Here is a 17,428-nt window from a genome sequence, read left to right on the forward strand (position 1 = left end):
CGGCGGCCCGGAGAGGCTCCTTGCCGCGGGACGCGCCAGCCGCAGGGCGAGGAGTCCGCACGCGGCCGCGCGCCCGGCTGCACGGCGCAGGTGGCCGCGGTGGTCGGGGGCGGTCAGGCCGCGACGGCGGCCGCGGGCTTCTCGGCATCCATGAAACGGCCGAGGAAGTCGCGTTCCACGGCGCTGATCCGGCGCGGCCGGCCGGCCTGCAGGTCGTACGGGACGACGACGGTCGACGCCCGGACGTAGACCGTCTCGGTGCCGTCCTCGGCGGTGTCCTTGACCTCGTACGACACGCTCAGCGACGCGGCGCCGATCCGGGTGACCCAGGTCTCGATGGTGACCGGCTCCGGCCGGTGCACCAGGGGGAGCTTGTAGTCGATCTCGTGCCGGGCCACCACGGAGCCGCCCGCGAACTCCCCGGCACCCGCCTCGGCGGCCTGGGTGAACATGAAGTCGATCCGGGCCTCCTCCAGGTAGCGCAGGAAGACCACGTTGTTGACGTGCCCGAAGGCGTCCATGTCGGACCACCGCAGCGGGCAGGCGTAGATGTGGCGTGCCACAGGCGTTCTCCTCAAACTTCCGGTGCCCCGTCGGTCTCCGATGAGCCTACGGGCGGCGGCCCGGCAGACCGCCCCATGGGGCAAGCCTGCCGGGCCGGCGTTGCGAGAAGGTCGCCGTCGGGCGGCGTGCCCCGACGGCGGGCCTCCTCACGCGGTGATCAGCCCCGGGTCAGCTTCTTGTAGGTGGCCCGGTGCGGGCGGGCGGCGTCGGCGCCCAGCCGCTCGATCTTGTTCTTCTCGTACGAGTCGAAGTTGCCCTCGAACCAGAACCAGTTGCTGTCACCCTCGTAGGCGAGGATGTGGGTGGCGACCCGGTCCAGGAACCACCGGTCGTGGGAGATGACCACGGCGCAGCCGGGGAACTCCAGCAGGGCGTTCTCCAGCGAGCCGAGCGTCTCGACGTCGAGGTCGTTGGTCGGCTCGTCGAGGAGCAGCAGGTTGCCGCCCTGCTTGAGGGTGAGCGCCAGGTTGAGGCGGTTGCGCTCACCACCGGAGAGGATACCGGCCGGCTTCTGCTGGTCCGGGCCCTTGAAGCCGAACGCCGAGACGTAGGCACGGGACGGCATCTCGACCTGGCCGACGTTGATCCAGTCCAGCTCGTCGGAGACGACGGCCCACAGGGTCTTCTTCGGGTCGATGTTGGCGCGGCCCTGGTCGACGTAGCTGACCTTGACCGTCTCGCCGACCTTGATCGAGCCGCCGTCCGGCTGCTCCTCGCCGAGCAGCATCTTGAACAGGGTCGTCTTGCCGGCGCCGTTCGGGCCGATGACACCCACGATGCCGTTGCGCGGCAGGGTGAAGCTCAGGTTGTCGATCAGGACCTTGTCACCGAAGCCCTTGGAGAGGTTGTTCACCTCGACCACGATGCTGCCCAGACGCGGGCCCGGCGGGATCTGGATCTCCTCGAAGTCCAGCTTCCGCATCTTGTCGGCCTCGGCCGCCATCTCCTCGTACCGCGCCAGGCGGGCCTTGGACTTGACCTGGCGGCCCTTGGCGTTGGAGCGGACCCACTCCAGCTCCTCCTTGAGCCGCTTGGCGCGCTTGGCGTCCTTCTGGCCCTCGACCTTGAGGCGGGACTGCTTGGCCTCCAGGTACGTGGAGTAGTTGCCCTCGTAGCCGATCGCCCGGCCGCGGTCGAGCTCAAGGATCCAGCCCGCCACGTTGTCCAGGAAGTACCGGTCGTGGGTGACGGCGACAACGGTGCCGGCGTACTTGGCCAGGTGCTGCTCCAGCCAGTTCACCGACTCGGCGTCGAGGTGGTTGGTGGGCTCGTCGAGGAGCAGCAGGTCGGGGGCCTCCAGCAGCAGCTTGCAGAGGGCCACGCGGCGGCGCTCACCACCGGAGAGCTTGGTGACCGGCCAGTCGCCGGGCGGGCAGCCCAGGGCGTCCATGGCCTGCTCCAGCTGGGCGTCGAGGTCCCAGGCGTTGGAGTGGTCCAGCTTCTCCTGGAGCTTGCCCATCTCGTCGAGCAGTTCGTCGGAGTAGTCGGTCGCCATCAGTTCGGCGATCTCGTTGAAGCGGTCGAGCTGGCCCTTGACCTCGCGAACGCCGTCCTGGACGTTCTCGAGGACGGTCTTGGTCTCGTCGAGCGGGGGCTCCTGGAGGAGCATGCCGACGGAGTAGCCGGGCGAGAGGTAGGCCTCGCCGTTGGAGGGCTGCTCCAGGCCGGCCATCATCTTCAGCACCGTGGACTTGCCGGCGCCGTTGGGGCCAACGACGCCGATCTTCGCCCCGGGGAGGAAGTTGAGCGTCACGTCGTCAAGGATGACCTTGTCGCCGTGGGCCTTGCGCAGCTTGCGCATGGTGTAGATGAATTCCGCCACGTGAGATCGCTCCGGCGTCGTCGGGAGTATTCGGCTTGCAGCCTTCCATTGTGCCGCACCGGGCCGGACCTCCCGAACGCCCGTGGTAGCGGCCCCGGTCCGCCCGGCCCGCCGCGTGCGGACGGCCCGGTCCTGCGCGCGATTCGCGCAGGACCGGGCCGTCGGACACGAGCACCGGGGCGGAGCGTCACTCCGGGTCGGCACGCCGGCGCGGTTCGGGCCGCGCCGGCGGGGGTGTACCGCGGATCAGGCCGCGTTGCCGCTGTGGCGACCGCGACGGCGCAGGACGAAGACCGCGGCGCCACCGGCCAGGACCAGCGCACCGGCGACACCGGCGAGCACCGGGGTGGCGCTGCTGCCACCGGTGGCGGCGAGACCGCCGCCCGGGGTGGCGGAGGCGCTGGCGGTGGCCTTGGTGCCGGCGGGAACGGAGGCGGAGGCGGTCGCCGACGGCGAGGCCGAGGGGGTGGTCACGCTGGTGACCTTGCAGTCCAGGACGCCCTTGAACTCCTGGGCGAAGCCGTTGGGCCCGGAGACCTTGATGTCGTACGCGGTGTCCTCGGCGACCGGGACGAGCGCCTTTCCGGACTTGCCCGGCTGCACGGTGACCGAGGTGCCCGGCTGGACCGTGACGGTCGCGGGCTGGTCACCGGTGTTGGTGACCGTCACCTCGACGCCGCCCTGGGCGCAGTCGACCTCGGAGGTGGCGGCGAGGATCGCGCCCTTGGCCTTGGTCCAGGTGGCCTTGGCCGTGTCGGTGACGTTGAGCTTGCTGGAGCCGGCCAGGATCATGGTCTGGCTGTGGCTCTCGGTGGTGTAGCCCTTGCTCAGGAAGACCCGGCCGGTCGGCACCACGGTGCTGGCCGAGGCGCTCACGGTGGCGGAGCCGTCGGCCGCGTCGGCCGGGACGGCCAGGAAGAACTGGGTGTCCTTGGCGATCGGGCCCTTCAGGGCGCCGACCGGCTTGCCGTCCTTGTCGACCAGGGCGGCCTTGCCCGCGGTGTCACCGGAGACCGACAGCTTGACCTCGTCGGCGCTGCTGTTGAGCGTGAACGGGCCGAGCTTGTCGCCGGTCTTGCCGGCCACGGCCTCGGGGGCGATGGTGAGCGAGGGCTTCGGCTCGGCCGCGATGCCCTTGTTCGTGTCGCCCACCAGGTAGGCGGTGAGCTTCGCGGCGTTCGCGTTCTTCGGCGTGGCGTGGGTCTTGCCGTCCGAGAAGTGCCAGATCGCGGCCTGGGTGCCGGCCGCGGCGTCCTGCTTGGAGAGCTTGTCCGCGCCGACGGTCTTGGCGAGCGCCGTGAGGTCGGTGACCTTGGGGTAGGAGTTCTCCAGGATCCAGCGGATCTTGGCCGCGGCGTCCGCCTTGGCCGCCCCGCCGAGCGAGCTCGACTTCCAGTCGGCCTCCTGGTACTCCACGCTCTTGTCGAGCCGGACACCGTGGTCGATGTCGATGCAGTACGTCTGGATCGTGCCGTCCGCCGTCTTGAGGGTGAACAGACCGCCCTCCTCGGTGCGACCGGGCTCGACCGAGATCTCCTCGCTCTCCATGGTCGGCTGCAGGACGGCGGTGACCCCCGCCCCCGCGCCGTCGGCGGCCGTCGCCGAGCCGGTGCCCAGAAGGCTCCCGCCGACGACCAAGGTGGACGTGAGCATGACAGTAGCTATACGGGGAAGAGCCCCCCGCTGCCTGTGGAACATGTGTGATCCCTCCGGGCCGGGCGATGCCGATGGCAGCCCGCCCTGCATTGCCACGCCCCTGCGGCGCCGCTGCACTTGTGTGAACCATAGGCATCATATTGAGCCGCGAGGGCGCGCAAACCACCGTGCCGAATCCGGACGATACCGTATCTGTATCGTTATCAACCCCGAGATCGTCCGCTTCTTCTGACGATCAGCCAGCATCTCCCGAGGAATCGACGGAGCCCGGAATTGCGCCTTCGATAGGTCAAGAAGTATCTCGATCGGCACACTTGACGACTCCATGTGACACCTGACGCTCACACGACGGCCACCTCCCCGTCGGTGGACGGGCCACCCGCGGACCTCCCCTCGGCCGCCACCGACGCCCGCCTCGCGGCGACCGCCGCGACGATCCAGTCGGGCACCGGCGGCTCCTCCGGCACCCCGCCCTGCTGCTCCCGACCGGCTCCGGGAGCGCCGGCAAGACCCTCGGCGACGCCCGCCACCCCGCCCGCCACTCCCCCCGCGGCCAGTGCGGCGGGGCCCCGTTCGACGCCCCCGGGATCAGCGCCGATCGGCCAGGGCGCCGCCGAACCGCCCGACTGCTGCTCCGACTTGCTCCGGACCGCCCACCGGAACGCCGAGGTGCCGCGACTCAGGTCGTGTCCGACCGACCGGGCATCGATCTCCACCGCGCTGCGGCGGCGCTCCCCCTCGTCCCACTCCCTGACCCGCAGTCGGCCGCTCACCACCACCGGATCCCCCTTGCTCAACGAGCTGACCAGATTGGCCGCGAGCCAGCGCCAGGCGACCACCGTCACCCAGTGGGTGTCGCCGTCGACCCAGTCGCCCTTGACCCGGTCGTAGCGGCGCTCGGTGGCCACCAGCCGGAAGTTGGCCACCGGCACCCCGCCCGTCGTCCGGGCGTAGGTCACCGGCGAGGCCACATTGCCGACCATCGTCACCAGGGTCTCGTTCACAGGACACCCTCCGTTCGCAGCGATGCACCGTACGGAATCGACCGGTGCGAGACGAGCGTGCTCTTCACCGAAAATCCCCACAAGTGAGATCAGAAATCCTGTGGATAACTCCGCCTTGTGGAAAACCGGCGAAAATCCACGGGCTGAATATCGGATCGGTGAACGGGTGATGGACACGCCCTCCGCGCGGCACCCCGCGCGGCACCCCGCCCGGGCGCGCACCCCGGGCGCGGGGGCGACTCCCGGCGCCCGGGCGGGCCCCGGGCGCGCCGCCCGCCCGGGCGGCCACCCACCCCTACCTGCGGGGTCATGACAACACCGGGACCGTTCGCTGCCGCACGAAACACCCCGAACGAGTGGCTCCGGAAGCCATCCACCCACGTCATCCGACCGAAGGAACCCGAATAGGGCCCCCCACCCGCCCCCGGAACGGTGCTTTCTTCGGTCCGAATCCATAACGGGTGGGGCGACAGCCCCGTAACGACTGCACAACGTCCGGCGTCAGAGCCTGCCAGACCGCTGCACGCACGGCCTCCACCTGCGATTATCGGACCGCCCAACCGAAGCCGACACACCCCTGACGGTGCCGTCGGGCCCGGCGGAGGAACCGGGCAGCCTTATCCTGTCCCCAACAGGGCAAGGGTTCCGCCACCCCCAACCGCACCCCCACCCCGGGGCCGGGTACCGGGCGCCGAAAGGCATCCACCACTCGTCCTCGGCGACGGTCACGCCCTGTCCGGGTCGGCCGGTCACGCCCCCATAGCTCAGCGGATAGAGCACCCGCCTTCTAAGCGGTAGGTCGCAGGTTCGAATCCTGCTGGGGGCACCACGTGCTCCCGATCTGCGGGAACGCCGGGCCGTCGGGCTCCGGCCGGACACGCGCCACGGGCCCGGCCGGGACTCCCGCCGGGCCCCTCGCGCTCCACGACCGCCCGTCAGACCGTCCTCGCCCCCGCCGTCCCCCACCCGCCCCCCACCATCGCCCGGTCGGCCGGGCGGACCGCGCCGGACGGACCACGGAACAGACCGCGCGCCGGACGGACCGCACGGCGCAGGCCGACCAGGGCCGGGTGTCCGGTCCGGCGTCGGGGCCGTCATCAGGAGGCGGGCACCCGCTGCGCCGGCCGACCGCCCTGCGAGAGTGTCCGGGACACGACCAGCCACCGCCGGAGGTACCGATGACCGGATCAGCACTGCTCCAGGGGCGTACCGCCCTGCCGGCCGGAGTCGAGGGCCTGCGGGCGTACACCGGTCCGGACGGGGTCGCCGTGCTGGTGCTCGACCGCCCGCAGCGGCGCAACGCGCTCACCCTCGCGATGTGGCAGGCCCTGCCGAAGACGCTCGACCTGATCGCCGAACAACCGGGCGTACGGGCGCTGCTGCTCACCGGCGCGGCGGGCACCTTCAGCGCGGGTGCGGACATCGCCGAGCTCGCCGAGGTGTACGGCGACCCGGAGCGGGCCGACGCCTACCACGCCGAGAACGTCGTCGCCGAGGAGGCGCTGGCCGCCTTCCCGCACCCCACCATCGCCGTGGTGCACGGGGCGTGTGTCGGCGGCGGGTGCCAGCTGGCGGTCGCCTGCGACCTGCGCTTCGGATCGGACGGCGCCCGGCTGGGGATCACCCCGGCCAAGTTGGGCGTGGTCTATCCGGCGGTACCGACCGTCCGGCTGGCCCGACTGGTCGGCCCGGGGCGCGCCAAGTACCTGCTGTTCTCCGGCGAACTGGTGAGCGCCACGCGGGCTGCGGAGCTGGGGCTGCTGGACGAGGTGGTCGCCGACGCCGAACTGGACGACCGGGCGGTCGAGTTCGCCCGGCTGCTGACCAAGCGCTCACCACAGACGATCGGGGCCGTCAAGGCGGCCCTGGCCGGCCCTTCGGCGCAGGCCGCCGCGGCGATCGAGCCGTGGGCGCGGCGCTCGCGCGAGGCTCCGGACGTACGTGAGGGTTTGGCCGCCTTCCTGGAGCGACGCGAACCGCGCTTCTGAGCAACCGCCGTGGCGCCTCCCCGAACGCGCGACGCTCCGGCGCCCGTCGGTCGGCGCGGTCCGGGCCGGCCGGCGCGGGTTCTAGCGGTCCAGGCCGAGGCCGCGTCGGACGGCCGTCTCCACCGGGGAGTGGTCGCCGTCGGGGCGGTCCAACTCCAGCAGTCCCACCGGGTCCAGGCCCGGTTGGGCCATGAAGCGGGGCTCACCGCCGCGGTGCGGCTGGGCCGCGTGGACGAGGAAGGGGTGACAGAGGTAGACGTCGCCCGCCCGGCCGGTGGCGAGCACCGTGGGGCGGTCCGGGGCGTCCAGCCGTCCGGCCCGGTCGAGAACGCCGGCGAGCGACAGGCCGTTCATCCCGTCCTCGCCGACCGGCAGCAGGAACCGCGGCACGTCCAGGTGCGAGCCGGCCTTGATCCGGGTCGGCGCCTCGTCCTCGCCGACGTCCGAGAAGAGGAAGAGCATCAGCAGCGCCCGGCCGCGCGAGCGCAGGTTGGTCCAGTACCAGTGGGCGCCGTCCGGAAGATAGCTGCCCTCGACGTGCCAGCCGGCGTCGCCCGGATCGTCCGGGTGTGGGAACCGGACCGGGAAGGTGCCCAGGCCGGTCCGTGGGAGCCACCGCCCCCTGCCCACCAGCTGGTCGAACGCACCGTGCAGGACCGGGGTGTTGGCGGCCAGCCGGAACGGCTCGTCCGCGTAGCCGCCGAGCCTGACCACCGGCTTGGTCCGCGTCGTCCGGTCGGACGGGTCGAGCCCGGTCCGCTCCCAGAGCAGTGCCCGGCCGGCCTCGGCCAGCTCACGCGGGAAGGCCCCTTCGAGGTGCAGGTAACCGTCCTCGGTGAACCGCTCGATCTGCTGTTGCGTCAGCACGTCGCTCATTGGCGCAGTCTCGTCCAGGTCGCGAGCGGTCGGCCACCGATATTCGGCCCCGACGGAGGGGTCGCCGCCGACTTGTAGGATCGGCGGGCAACCTGATCCGACTGCCGCTGGAGAGCCCGATGACCGAGACCGCCTGGGCCCGGCGGGTCACCGACGGGGTCGAGCCCAAGAACGTGATCATCGCGGTGCTGCCGCTGGTCGGTGGCCTGCGCTACGGCTGGTCCGGTCTCGGGTGGGCCGCCTTCGCCGCGCTGTTCGCGGCCGTCGTGCCGACCTGGTTCATCCGGCGGGGCATGCGTCGGGGCCGGTGGGAGGACCGGCACGTCGGCCAGCGCAAGCGCCGGCTGGTGGTGATCCCCTTCATCATGCTCTCGGTGCTCACCAGCTTCGCCGTGATGCTCCGGCTGGACGCACCGGCCGACATGACCGCCATGGTGCTGGCGATGTTCGCCTCGCTGGTGCCGATCATGGTGATCACCGTCTGGTGGAAGATCTCCATCCACACCGCCGTGGCGAGCGGCGCGGTGGCCTGCCTGGCGATCGCGCTCGGACCGTGGTGGCTGCTGCTCTACCCGTTGGTGGCGGTCATCGGATGGTCCCGCGTGGTGCTCCGGGACCACACGAGGGCGCAGACCCTCGCCGGCGCGGCGGTCGGCGCGCTGACCGCCGGCCTGACCTTCTGGTCGGCGCGCTGACCGCCGGCCCGGCCCGCTGACCGGGGCCGGGCCACCGGGGCGGACCGCCCGGCCCCGGTCAGCGGATCGGCATCCCCGAGATGGTCCGGGCGATCACCAGGCGCTGGATCTCGCTCGTCCCCTCGAAGATCGAGTAGATGGCGCTGTCCCGGTGCATCCGCTCCACCGGGTACTCCCGGGTGTAGCCGTTGCCACCGAGGATCTGCATCGCCTGCGCCGTCACCCACTTCGCCGTCTCACCCGCGTACAGCTTGGACATCGAGCCCTCGGCCGAGGTGAACGGCTGCTGGTTGGCCGCCATCCAGGAGGCCCGCCAGACCAGCAGCCGGGAGGCGTCGATCCGGGTCTTCATGTCGGCCAGGGTGAACGCGACACCCTGGTTGTCGATGATCGGCCGGCCGAACTGCACCCGGGTCTTCGCGTAGTCGAGCGCGACCTCGTACGCGGCCCTGGCGATGCCGATGGCCTGCGCGCCGACGGCGGGGCGGGACGCCTCGAAGGTGGCCATGGCGGCGTTCTTGACCGAACCGGTCCTGCTGGGGGTGCCGGTGCCGGCCGCCCGCTCGCGGGCCCGGGCGAGCCGCTCGTCCAGCTTCTCCTTGCCGCCGAGCAGGCAGTGCCCCGGGATCCGGACGTCGTCCAGCACCACCTCGGCGGTGTGCGAGGCACGGATTCCGTGCTTCTTGAACTTCTGCCCCTGCGACAGGCCGGGGGTGTCCGGCGGGATCACGAAGGAGGCCTGCCCACGGGCCCCGAGCGCGGGATCCACCGTCGCCACCACCACGTGCACGGAGGCGATGCCGCCGTTGGTGGCCCAGGTCTTGGTGCCGTTGAGCACCCACTCGTCCTTGGCCTCGTCGTGGACGGCCCGGGTGCGCAGCGCCGAGACGTCCGAGCCCGCGTCCGGCTCGGAGGAGCAGAACGCGGCGACCTTGACGTCGTCGGGCGTGCCGAACATCTGCGGCGCCCAGGTGCCGATCTGCTCGTCGGTGCCGTTGGCGAGGACGGCCACGGCCGCGAGTGTGGTCCCGACGATCGACAGCCCGATGCCGGCGTCGCCCCAGAACAGCTCCTCCATCGCGATCGGGATGCCGACACCCGAGGGGTCGAAGTACTGCTGGGCGTAGAAGTCCAGCGAGTAGATGCCGAGTCTGGCCGCCTCCTGGATGATCGGCCAGGGCGTCTCCTCGCGCTCGTCCCACTCGGCCGCGGCCGGGCGCATCACGTCGGCGGCGAAGCCGTGCAGCCAGTCGCGCACGGCGAGCTGGTCGGTGCCCGGGTCCAGCGAGAAGGTGCTCATGGTGCCTCCGGTCGAAGAGGTCCGCGGGGAGTGGTGCCGCGGCGGGTGGAGCTGCGGGAAGTGGCGCCGCGGGGATTGGGCACCGGGGTGCAGGACGATGCCGGGGTTCGGGTCTCACCAAGGGGTGTCGGAGGTGTGTTACCGCCGGTAACATCGCTGGGAGTCTGCTACTGATACGTAGGAAATGTCAACGCCCACCCCGAAGCCGGCCACCGAACCCCCGCCAGGAGCCGCCCGTGCCGCCCGCCCCCGCCACCTCCGGCGAGCCCCGCAGGGAACAACTGCTGAACGCCGCCGACCGGGTCGTCCAGCGCGAGGGCCCGGGCGCGAGCATGAACGCCATCGCCGCCGAGGCCGGCATCACCAAGCCGATCCTGTACCGGCACTTCGGCGACCGTACCGGCCTCATCCGCGCACTCACCGAACGCCACACCGGGGGGCTGCTGGCCGCCGTGCGGGCCGCGCTGAACGAACCGCTGGAGCGGCGTGACCGCGTCGAGCACGTCCTGGACACCTACCTCGCGGGCATCGAGTCCCGTCCACAGGTCTACCGCCTGCTCACCCACCCCGAGACCGGCGATCCGACCGGGGCCGGCAACGCCCTGGCACCGGCCCTGCGGCAGATCGCCCAGGAGATCACCGACGCGGTGCTGCACCAGGTCGATCTCGGGCCGGAGGCGGAGCTGCTCTCCGAGGCCTGGGGCCGCGCCATCACCGGCATGGTGCTGGCGGCCGGCGACTGGTGGCTGGAGACCGGGCCGTGCCCGCGCCCCCGGATGGTCCAGGTGCTGGCCGACCTCCTCTGGGGCCGCCTCGCCGCCGCCTCGGATCTGCCCGGCGCCACCATGCCGGCCGTCCCGACGGCCGAGAGCGCCACTCCGGCCGACTGAACTCCACTGTGGGGCAGGGAGGTCAGCTGTGGGGCGGGGACGTCCGGCGCCATCGGCGCTCACCCTCGCCGTCGGCCGCGGGAGATCCAGGATGCGTCCGGTACGAGCACCGCGGTCACGGCCGCAGCCCGCCGAGCCGCCGGACGCTGAGCCGCCGGACGCCGGGGCCCGCCAAGGCGGCGGCGGACCCCGGTCCGGTCAGGCCAGACCCCGCCGGGCCAGCAGCGGGCCGGGCAGCGGGTCACGCCCGACCACCGCGCGGAAGCACTCCATCGCGTCCACGCTGCCGCCCCGGGAGAGCAGTTCGGCCCGGAAGATCTCCCCGCTCTCACGCACGCCGCGCCCGTTGCCGCGGAACCACTCCACGGTCTCGGCGTCGAGCACCTCGGACCAGACGTAGGCGTAGTACCCGGCGCTGTAGTCGTTCGAGAAGATGTGGTTGAAGTAGGTGGTGCGGTAGCGCGGCGGCACCGCCACCGACGTCAGACCGGCCTTCGCCAGCGCCTGGGCCTCGAACTCCTGCGCGTCGTCGATCGGCAGGCCCGCCGGGATGGTGTGCCAGGCCCAGTCGAGCAGGGCCGCGGCCAGGTACTCCACCGTCCGGAAGCCCTGCCCGAAGCCCTCCGCGGCACTCATCCGCTCGACCAGTTCGGCCGGCAGCGGCTCCCCCGTGACGTGGTGTTTGGCGTAGTTGGCCAGCACGGCGGGCCAGGTCATCCACATCTCGTTGACCTGGGAGGGGAACTCGACGAAGTCCCTGGGCACTTCGGTGCCGGCGAACAACGGGTAGCGCACGGCCGAGAACAGCCCGTGCAGCGCGTGGCCGAACTCGTGGAAGAGCGTGCGCACCTCGTCCCAGGTGAGCAGCACCGGCTCGCCGGGGGCCGGACGGGCGATGTTGAGGTTGTTCAGCACCACCGGGCGCCGGCCCAGCAGCTCCGACTGCGAGACCAGTTCGTCCATCCAGGCACCGCCGCGCTTGGAGGCCCGGGCGTGGAAGTCCCCCAGGAACAGGCCCAGCGAGCCGCCGTCCTCCTCGAACACCTCGAAGACTCGGGCGTCGGGGTGGTAGCCCACCAGATCCGGCCGCTCGGTGAAGGTCAGCCCGTACGCCAGGCCGGCCGCGAAGAACACCCCGTCGTGCAGCACCCGCTCCAGCTCGAAGTACGGGCGCAGCGCCGCCGCGTCCACGTCGTAGGACGTCTGCCGGACCTTCTCCGCGTAGTACGCCCAGTCGTGCGCGCCGATCTCGGTGATCCCGTCGGCCTCGGCCGCCTTCGCCAGCAGGGCGGCCTCCCGCTCGGCGTTGGCCACCGCCGGCGCCACCATCCGGGCGAGCAGCGCGTCGACCGCCGCGACGCTGCCCGCGGTCTCGTCCTCGACCACGTACGCCGCGTGGCTCGGGTGGCCGAGCAGCGCGGCCCGCTCCGCCCGCAGCCCGGCCATCCGGATCGCCAACGGGCCGTTGCTCTCCACCGCGCGGCCGAGCGAGGCCGCCAGCAGGCGCTCGCGCACGGAGCGGTCGGTGAGCGAGGCCAGCTCGGTCTGGTTGGAGAAGTTCTTCAGGCTGAGCACGTGAGCGCCGTCGTGGCCGAGCGCCCGGCCGTTCTCGGCCGCGGCCGCGACGGCGTCCGCCGACAGCCCGTCGAGCTGCTCGACGCCGTCCAGCACCAGCGCCCGGGCCCGGGTGTCGGCCGCGACGTTCTGCTGGAACGCCGTCGAGGCGGAGGCGAGTTCACCGTTCAACTCGCGCAACCGGGCCTGCTCGGCGGGGCCGAGCCGGGCGCCGGCCCGCACGAAGCGGGTGTGGTGGCGCTCGAGCAGCCGCAGCGCCTGCGGGTCCAGGCCGAGTGTCGCGCGGCGCTCGTACAGGGCCTCGATCCGGGCGAAGAGCGCGCCGTCCAGGTGGACGGCGTCCCGGTGGGCGGCGAGCCGGGGGCTGATCTCCGCGTCCAGCGCGTCCAGGGCGTCGTCGGTGTCGGCGGAGCTCTGGTTGTGGAAGACGGCGCCGACCCGCCGCAGCAGGGCGCCGGAACGCTCCAGCGCCACGAGGGTGTTGTCGAAGGTCGGAGCCTGCGGGCCGGCCGTGATCGCCGCGATCTCGGCGAGCTGGTCGGCCATGCCGCGCTCGAAGGCGGGCAGGTAGTGCTCTTGCCGGATCTCGGCGAAGGGCGGGAGTTCGTAGACCAGGGTGCTGGGCTCGAAGAAGGGATTCTCGGTCATCCCGCCGACCCTAGCCGGTGCCGTTCGCGCTGCCTACGGGCAGCCGACGGTCGGTCAGCGGACGACCGCCGCGGACGGGACGCGGCAGCCGGTGCGCCGGGGCGCTCCGCCCGCGCACCCGTCGCCCCGCGCACCCGGCGCCGCCGGTCCTCCGCGGCCGGCCCGCGCCTCACCCGCACTGTCGGACCCCGCCGCTACTGTCGAACACACCACCGTGGTGCCCGGCAGCCAGCGCCCGGCGCCCAGCAGCGAGAGAAGACCCCGTGCCACCCCGGATCGCCCTGGCCCCCGACCCGCACGGTCCCGGCGGCCGCCTCCAGCCCCTGGACGACGCCGGTGCGCCGCTCGGTCCGGCCGTCCACGCGGCCGATCTCGCCGCCGCCGTGGCCGACCACGAGGGCGCCTCCCACCCCCGATGGGTCTGGGCCTGCACGGACAGCGCGTACGTCCCGCTGCTGCCGCGGCTCCCCGACCGGCTGGCTCGCTGCCACGACCTGCGCCTGGTGGAGGCCCTGCTGCTGACCCAGGAGGGCCTGTTCGGGCGGCCCCGCTCGCTGGGCGCCGCCTGGGCCAGGCTGCACCGCCTCCCGGTGCCGCCCGACCTGCCGGAGTCGGCGGGCCCCGACGACCAGGACACCCTGTTCGCCCCGGACCGTCTGCAACTCCCGCCCGCCACCGACCCGCTCCAGGCCGTCGTCGCCGTGCACGCCGACCAGCTGCGCCGGATCCGGGCCGTCGCCGAACCTCCCGGCGCGGCGCCGGCCATCGCCGGGGCCCCCGCGGCCGCCCGCTTCCGCCTGCTCGCCGCCGCCGAGTCGGCCGGTGCGCTGATCGCCGCCGAGATGGCGTACGACGGTCTGCCCTGGCGCACGGACGTCCACGACGCGATGCTGACCGAACTGCTCGGTCCCCGCCCGCAGATCCCCGGCGCCCAGCCCTGGCGCCTGGCCGAACTCGCCGCCGAGCTCCAGCGGGCCCTCGGCGGGCGGCCGTTCAATCCCGACTCGCACACCCAGGTGCTGCGTGCCTTCGCCGACCAGGGCGTCCACCTGGGCTCCACCCGCTCCTGGGAGCTGCGCGGGGTCGACCACCCGGCGGCGGCGCTGCTGATCCGCTACAAGGAGCTGTCCCGGATCCACGCCGCCCACGGCTGGGCGTGGCAGGACGCCTGGGCACGCGGCGGCCGGTTCCGGCCCGAGTACGTGGTCGGCGGTGTGGTGTCGGGACGCTGGGCGAGCCGGGGCGGCGGCGCACTCCAGATCCCGCGCGTCCTTCGCGGCGCGGTGGTCGCCGACCCCGGCTGGCTGCTGGTGGTCGCGGACGCCGCCCAGCTCGAACCGCGGGTGCTGGCCGCCCTCTCCCAGGACGCCGGCCTGGCCCGCAGCGCCGCCGAGGGCGACCTCTACGCCGCGCTCGCCGCGACCGCCTTCCAGGGGGACCGGGCCAAGGCCAAGCTCGGCCTGCTCGGCGCGATGTACGGGCAGACCAGCGGCGACATCGGCCCGCTGCTCGCCACCCTGCGCCGGCGCTACCCGGCCGCGATGGGGTACGTGGAGGCGGCGGCCCGCACCGGTGAGGACGGCGGTGTGGTCGGCTCCCGGCTCGGCCGGATCTGCCCGCCGCCGTCCTCCGACTGGCTGGACCTCACCGAGGATCCGGACAGTACGGCCGACACCGGGGGCCGCTCGGCCCGCGCCCGGGGCCGGTTCACCCGCAACTTCGTCATCCAGGCCAGCGCGGCCGACTGGGCGCTGGCCCTGCTGGCGGCGCTGCGCCGTCGGCTGGCCGTCCTGGAGGCGGGCCCCGGCGACCGCCCGCACCTGGTGTTCTTCCAGCACGACGAGGTGGTGGTGCACACCCCGGCCAACCTCGCCGACCAGGTGGCCGCCGCCGTCGAGGAGGCCGCCGAGGAGGCCCGCGCCCTGGTCTTCGGCGACACCCCGGTCCGTTTCCCGCTCACCACCGCGATCGTCGACTGCTACGCCGACGCCAAGTGAGCCCCCGTGCCCGACCAGATGCTCGCGGCCGCCCGCGCCGTCGGGACGGGAGCCGGGGTGGTGTTCGTGGTGAAGAACTACACCGGCGACGTGATGAACTTCCGGCTGGCCGCGGAGCTCGCCACCGAGGAGGGCATCGAGGTCCGCACCGTGCTGGTCGACGACGACGTCGCGGTCGGCGCTTCCACCGCAACGGCCGGGCGCCGCGGCACCGGGGCCACCGTCCTGGTCGAGAAGATCGCGGGCGCGCTGGCGGAGCGCGGCGGCGGGCTGGACGCGGTCGCCGCGCTGGGCGAGCGCGTCAACGCGGCCTCCCGGTCCTTCGCGGTCGCCACGATGGTGGACGCGTACACCCCCGCGCTGGCCGCCTTCGAGCAGGCCGTCGACGGCGGGGCGGGTCTGGCGGACGCGGCCTCGGGCGCCGCCGACGCGGCCGAACAGGGCATGCGCGACACCGTCGCGCTCCAGGCCCGCAAGGGCCGGGCCTCCTACCTCGGCCCGCGCAGCATCGGCCACCAGGACCCGGGAGCCACCTCCACCGCCCTGCTGTTCCGGGCTCTGGCGGACGCCACCCGGCCGATCTGACGCCGCTCGGGGCGCTGCGGAATTCAGCCCGGCCACCGCGGGTTCAGCCCGGCAGCCGCGGGTTCAGACCGGCAGCCCGGCCCGCTCCGGTGCGGCGCCCTCGCCGGCCCTCCCGTCCGTCCGGCTGATCAGCAGCAGCAGGGCGTCGTCCCCGAGCTCACCGCCGGTGTGCCGCAGCAGGTCGGCGTAGAGCCGGGCGACCGCGGCCTCCAGCTCGGCCGGCGAGCGCGCCGCACCGCGCACCAGCGGGCCGACCCGTTCGGCCAGCGGGTAGAAGACCCCGGTGCTGTGGTGGCGGGCCTCGACGACGCCGTCGGTGCAGAGCACCAGCACGTCGCTGCGGTCGAAGGGCAGGTGCCAGCTGCGCGGTTCGCCCGGTGCCAGCCACCCGAGCCCCAGCGGGACCCAGGGGTCGGGGGACTCCAGCACGAGCACCGCGCCGTCCCCCGTGACCTGCACCGGCGGCACGTGCCCGTAGTGCAGCAGCTCGACCGCCCCGGGCGTGCGGAACTCCACGAAGAGCGCGGTGGTGAAGTCGCCGTCCGGCACGTGCCGCTCCACACTCGCCTCGATCCGGGCCGCCACCCCGGGCAGCCGCCCCTCGTCGTAGGCGGCCTCCCGGAACGCACCCAGGACGACGGCGGCGGTCTGCACCGCGCCCAGGCCCTTGCCCCGCACGTCGCCGACCAGCACCCGGGTGCCGTGCGGCGTCTCCAGCACCGAGTAGAGGTCCCCGCCGATCCGGGCCTCGTCGGCGGCGGAGGCGTACCGGACCGCCAGCCGCAGCGGGCCGACCGCGGGACCGGGCAGCCGCAGCAGGGCGCGCTGGGCGGCCTCGGCGACCGAACTGACGGCGGCGAAGGCGGCGGCGCGGCGCATCCTGATCTTCGCCACCCAGGCGCTGAACGCGGTCAGCACCACGTAGCTGACCATCGCGCCGAAGAGGAAGCGGTTGTCGTTGACGTTGTCGACCTCGTCGTAGTGGCTCAGGCCGAAGACGGTGACCAGCCCGAGGGAGCAGATCAGCAGCAGCTCGCGCGGCCGGAGCGTGAGGGCGGCGACCGAGGGGACGACCGTCATCAGCGGGGCCAGATAGCGGTCCTTGCCGGAGAGCAGGTCGGCCAGCGCCACCAGGAACATGGCGACCAGCGCCGGGGTGGCCCGCCGCATCCAGGAGATGTCCTGGAGGTCCACCGCCTGCAGGGCGCTGCGCCGGCGCCGTGCGGGGGCACCGGCAGCCTTCAGGTCCACGGGAGACTGGGCGCGACGGGTCCTGGGCACGTAACCGAACATAGCGGACGATCTACCCACCCGCCCGCGACTCCTCGGGCCCACCGGCCGCCCGGCAGGTGCGGCGCGCGGGCGGCGCTCCGGCTCGGCGACGCGCCGTTTCGCGGCTCTCCGGCCGGGATCCGGACGGAACGTGCCCGGGCACATACCCTCGGCAATCGAGCCGCCCTCCCGGTGCGGCCGGCGGCACCCTCCCCCAGCATCCGGAATACCCGGTGGGGGTATCGTGTTGTGAACAGACAGAAGCAGACAGAGCGAGCACGGGCCAAGGCCCGTGGATCCACCTCCCGGAGGTCCCGATGTCCAACACCATCACGTACAGCGTCACCGGTATGAGCTGCGGTCACTGCGAGAAGTCGGTCAGCACCGAGGTCTCCGCCATCCCCGGCGTCACGGAGGTGGCCGCCGACGCCAAGGCCGGGACGGTGACGGTGTCCTCGGCCGACCCGCTGGACGACGCCCGGGTCCGCGCCGCCGTCGACGAGGCGGGCTACGAGCTCGTCGGCCGCTCGGCCTGACCCCCCGGGGTACGGCGGGG

The 17,428-nt window shown here is 73.1% G+C and carries 13 protein-coding genes, 1 tRNA gene and 1 pseudogene; 7 read left to right on the forward strand and 8 right to left on the reverse strand.

Annotated features, from left to right (window positions below; all coding sequences use genetic code 11):
• Positions 1-113 precede the first annotated feature (113 nt).
• From OG823_RS10565 to OG823_RS10580, 4 genes are all read right to left on the reverse strand, one after another.
• On the reverse strand, positions 114-563 hold the full coding sequence (locus OG823_RS10565) for an acyl-CoA thioesterase (RefSeq protein WP_371479210.1): 450 nt from the start codon (positions 561-563) through the stop codon (positions 114-116).
• A 158-nt stretch (positions 564-721) separates the two neighbouring features.
• A complete protein-coding gene (ettA, locus tag OG823_RS10570) occupies positions 722-2,386 on the reverse strand; it encodes an energy-dependent translational throttle protein EttA (RefSeq protein WP_371479211.1) in 1,665 nt (554 codons plus the stop codon).
• A gap of 246 nt (positions 2,387-2,632) precedes the next feature.
• Positions 2,633-4,039, reverse strand: coding sequence for a Cys-Gln thioester bond-forming surface protein (locus OG823_RS10575; RefSeq protein ID WP_371479213.1), 1,407 nt, complete (start codon positions 4,037-4,039; stop codon positions 2,633-2,635).
• Between the two features lie 344 nt (positions 4,040-4,383).
• Positions 4,384-5,046 carry a single-stranded DNA-binding protein gene (locus OG823_RS10580; RefSeq protein WP_371479215.1) on the reverse strand — a complete coding sequence of 221 codons (663 nt, stop codon included), beginning with the start codon at positions 5,044-5,046 and terminating at the stop codon, positions 4,384-4,386.
• Between the two features lie 753 nt (positions 5,047-5,799).
• On the opposite strand from OG823_RS10580, the gene OG823_RS10585 reads away from it, so the two are divergent.
• Both OG823_RS10585 and OG823_RS10590 read left to right on the forward strand, forming a co-directional pair.
• Positions 5,800-5,875: transfer RNA gene (locus tag OG823_RS10585), tRNA-Arg, on the forward strand.
• A 349-nt stretch (positions 5,876-6,224) separates the two neighbouring features.
• Positions 6,225-7,034 (forward strand): enoyl-CoA hydratase/isomerase family protein, encoded by an 810-nt coding sequence (locus tag OG823_RS10590; protein WP_371479216.1) that lies wholly within the window; start codon positions 6,225-6,227, stop codon positions 7,032-7,034.
• Between the two features lie 81 nt (positions 7,035-7,115).
• Here OG823_RS10590 and OG823_RS10595 read toward each other — a convergent pair whose 3' ends face one another.
• Positions 7,116-7,910 (reverse strand): phytanoyl-CoA dioxygenase family protein, encoded by a 795-nt coding sequence (locus OG823_RS10595; RefSeq protein ID WP_371479217.1) that lies wholly within the window; start codon positions 7,908-7,910, stop codon positions 7,116-7,118.
• 119 nt (positions 7,911-8,029) lie between these two features.
• On the opposite strand from OG823_RS10595, the gene OG823_RS10600 reads away from it, so the two are divergent.
• Positions 8,030-8,605 (forward strand): hypothetical protein, encoded by a 576-nt coding sequence (locus OG823_RS10600; protein WP_371479218.1) that lies wholly within the window; start codon positions 8,030-8,032, stop codon positions 8,603-8,605.
• A 58-nt stretch (positions 8,606-8,663) separates the two neighbouring features.
• On the opposite strand, the gene OG823_RS10605 is transcribed toward OG823_RS10600, so the two are convergent.
• The gene (locus OG823_RS10605) at positions 8,664-9,905 is read right to left on the reverse strand and encodes an acyl-CoA dehydrogenase family protein (RefSeq protein ID WP_371479219.1); all 1,242 of its coding nucleotides are present in this window, start codon (positions 9,903-9,905) and stop codon (positions 8,664-8,666) included.
• A 236-nt stretch (positions 9,906-10,141) separates the two neighbouring features.
• Between OG823_RS10605 and OG823_RS10610 the strand changes: the two genes are divergently transcribed.
• Positions 10,142-10,795 (forward strand): TetR family transcriptional regulator, encoded by a 654-nt coding sequence (locus OG823_RS10610; protein ID WP_371479220.1) that lies wholly within the window; start codon positions 10,142-10,144, stop codon positions 10,793-10,795.
• A 198-nt stretch (positions 10,796-10,993) separates the two neighbouring features.
• On the opposite strand, the gene OG823_RS10615 is transcribed toward OG823_RS10610, so the two are convergent.
• Positions 10,994-13,018, reverse strand: a complete 2,025-nt coding sequence (locus OG823_RS10615) for a M3 family metallopeptidase (RefSeq protein WP_371479221.1) — start codon at positions 13,016-13,018, stop codon at positions 10,994-10,996.
• Between the two features lie 263 nt (positions 13,019-13,281).
• On the opposite strand from OG823_RS10615, the gene OG823_RS10620 reads away from it, so the two are divergent.
• Positions 13,282-15,015 (forward strand): bifunctional 3'-5' exonuclease/DNA polymerase, encoded by a 1,734-nt coding sequence (locus OG823_RS10620; RefSeq protein WP_371479222.1) that lies wholly within the window; start codon positions 13,282-13,284, stop codon positions 15,013-15,015.
• Positions 15,016-15,600 (forward strand): annotated as a pseudogene (locus tag OG823_RS10625) (dihydroxyacetone kinase subunit DhaK); the annotation flags it as partial.
• A gap of 63 nt (positions 15,601-15,663) precedes the next feature.
• Here OG823_RS10625 and OG823_RS10630 read toward each other — a convergent pair.
• Positions 15,664-16,881, reverse strand: coding sequence for a PP2C family protein-serine/threonine phosphatase (locus OG823_RS10630; RefSeq protein ID WP_371479223.1), 1,218 nt, complete (start codon positions 16,879-16,881; stop codon positions 15,664-15,666).
• A gap of 308 nt (positions 16,882-17,189) precedes the next feature.
• On the opposite strand from OG823_RS10630, the gene OG823_RS10635 reads away from it, so the two are divergent.
• On the forward strand, positions 17,190-17,408 hold the full coding sequence (locus tag OG823_RS10635; protein WP_371479224.1) for a heavy-metal-associated domain-containing protein: 219 nt from the start codon (positions 17,190-17,192) through the stop codon (positions 17,406-17,408).
• Positions 17,409-17,428: the final 20 nt, after the last annotated feature.

Origin of the sequence: Kitasatospora sp. NBC_00315, assembly GCF_041435095.1 — a bacterium.
GTDB lineage: Bacteria > Actinomycetota > Actinomycetes > Streptomycetales > Streptomycetaceae > Kitasatospora.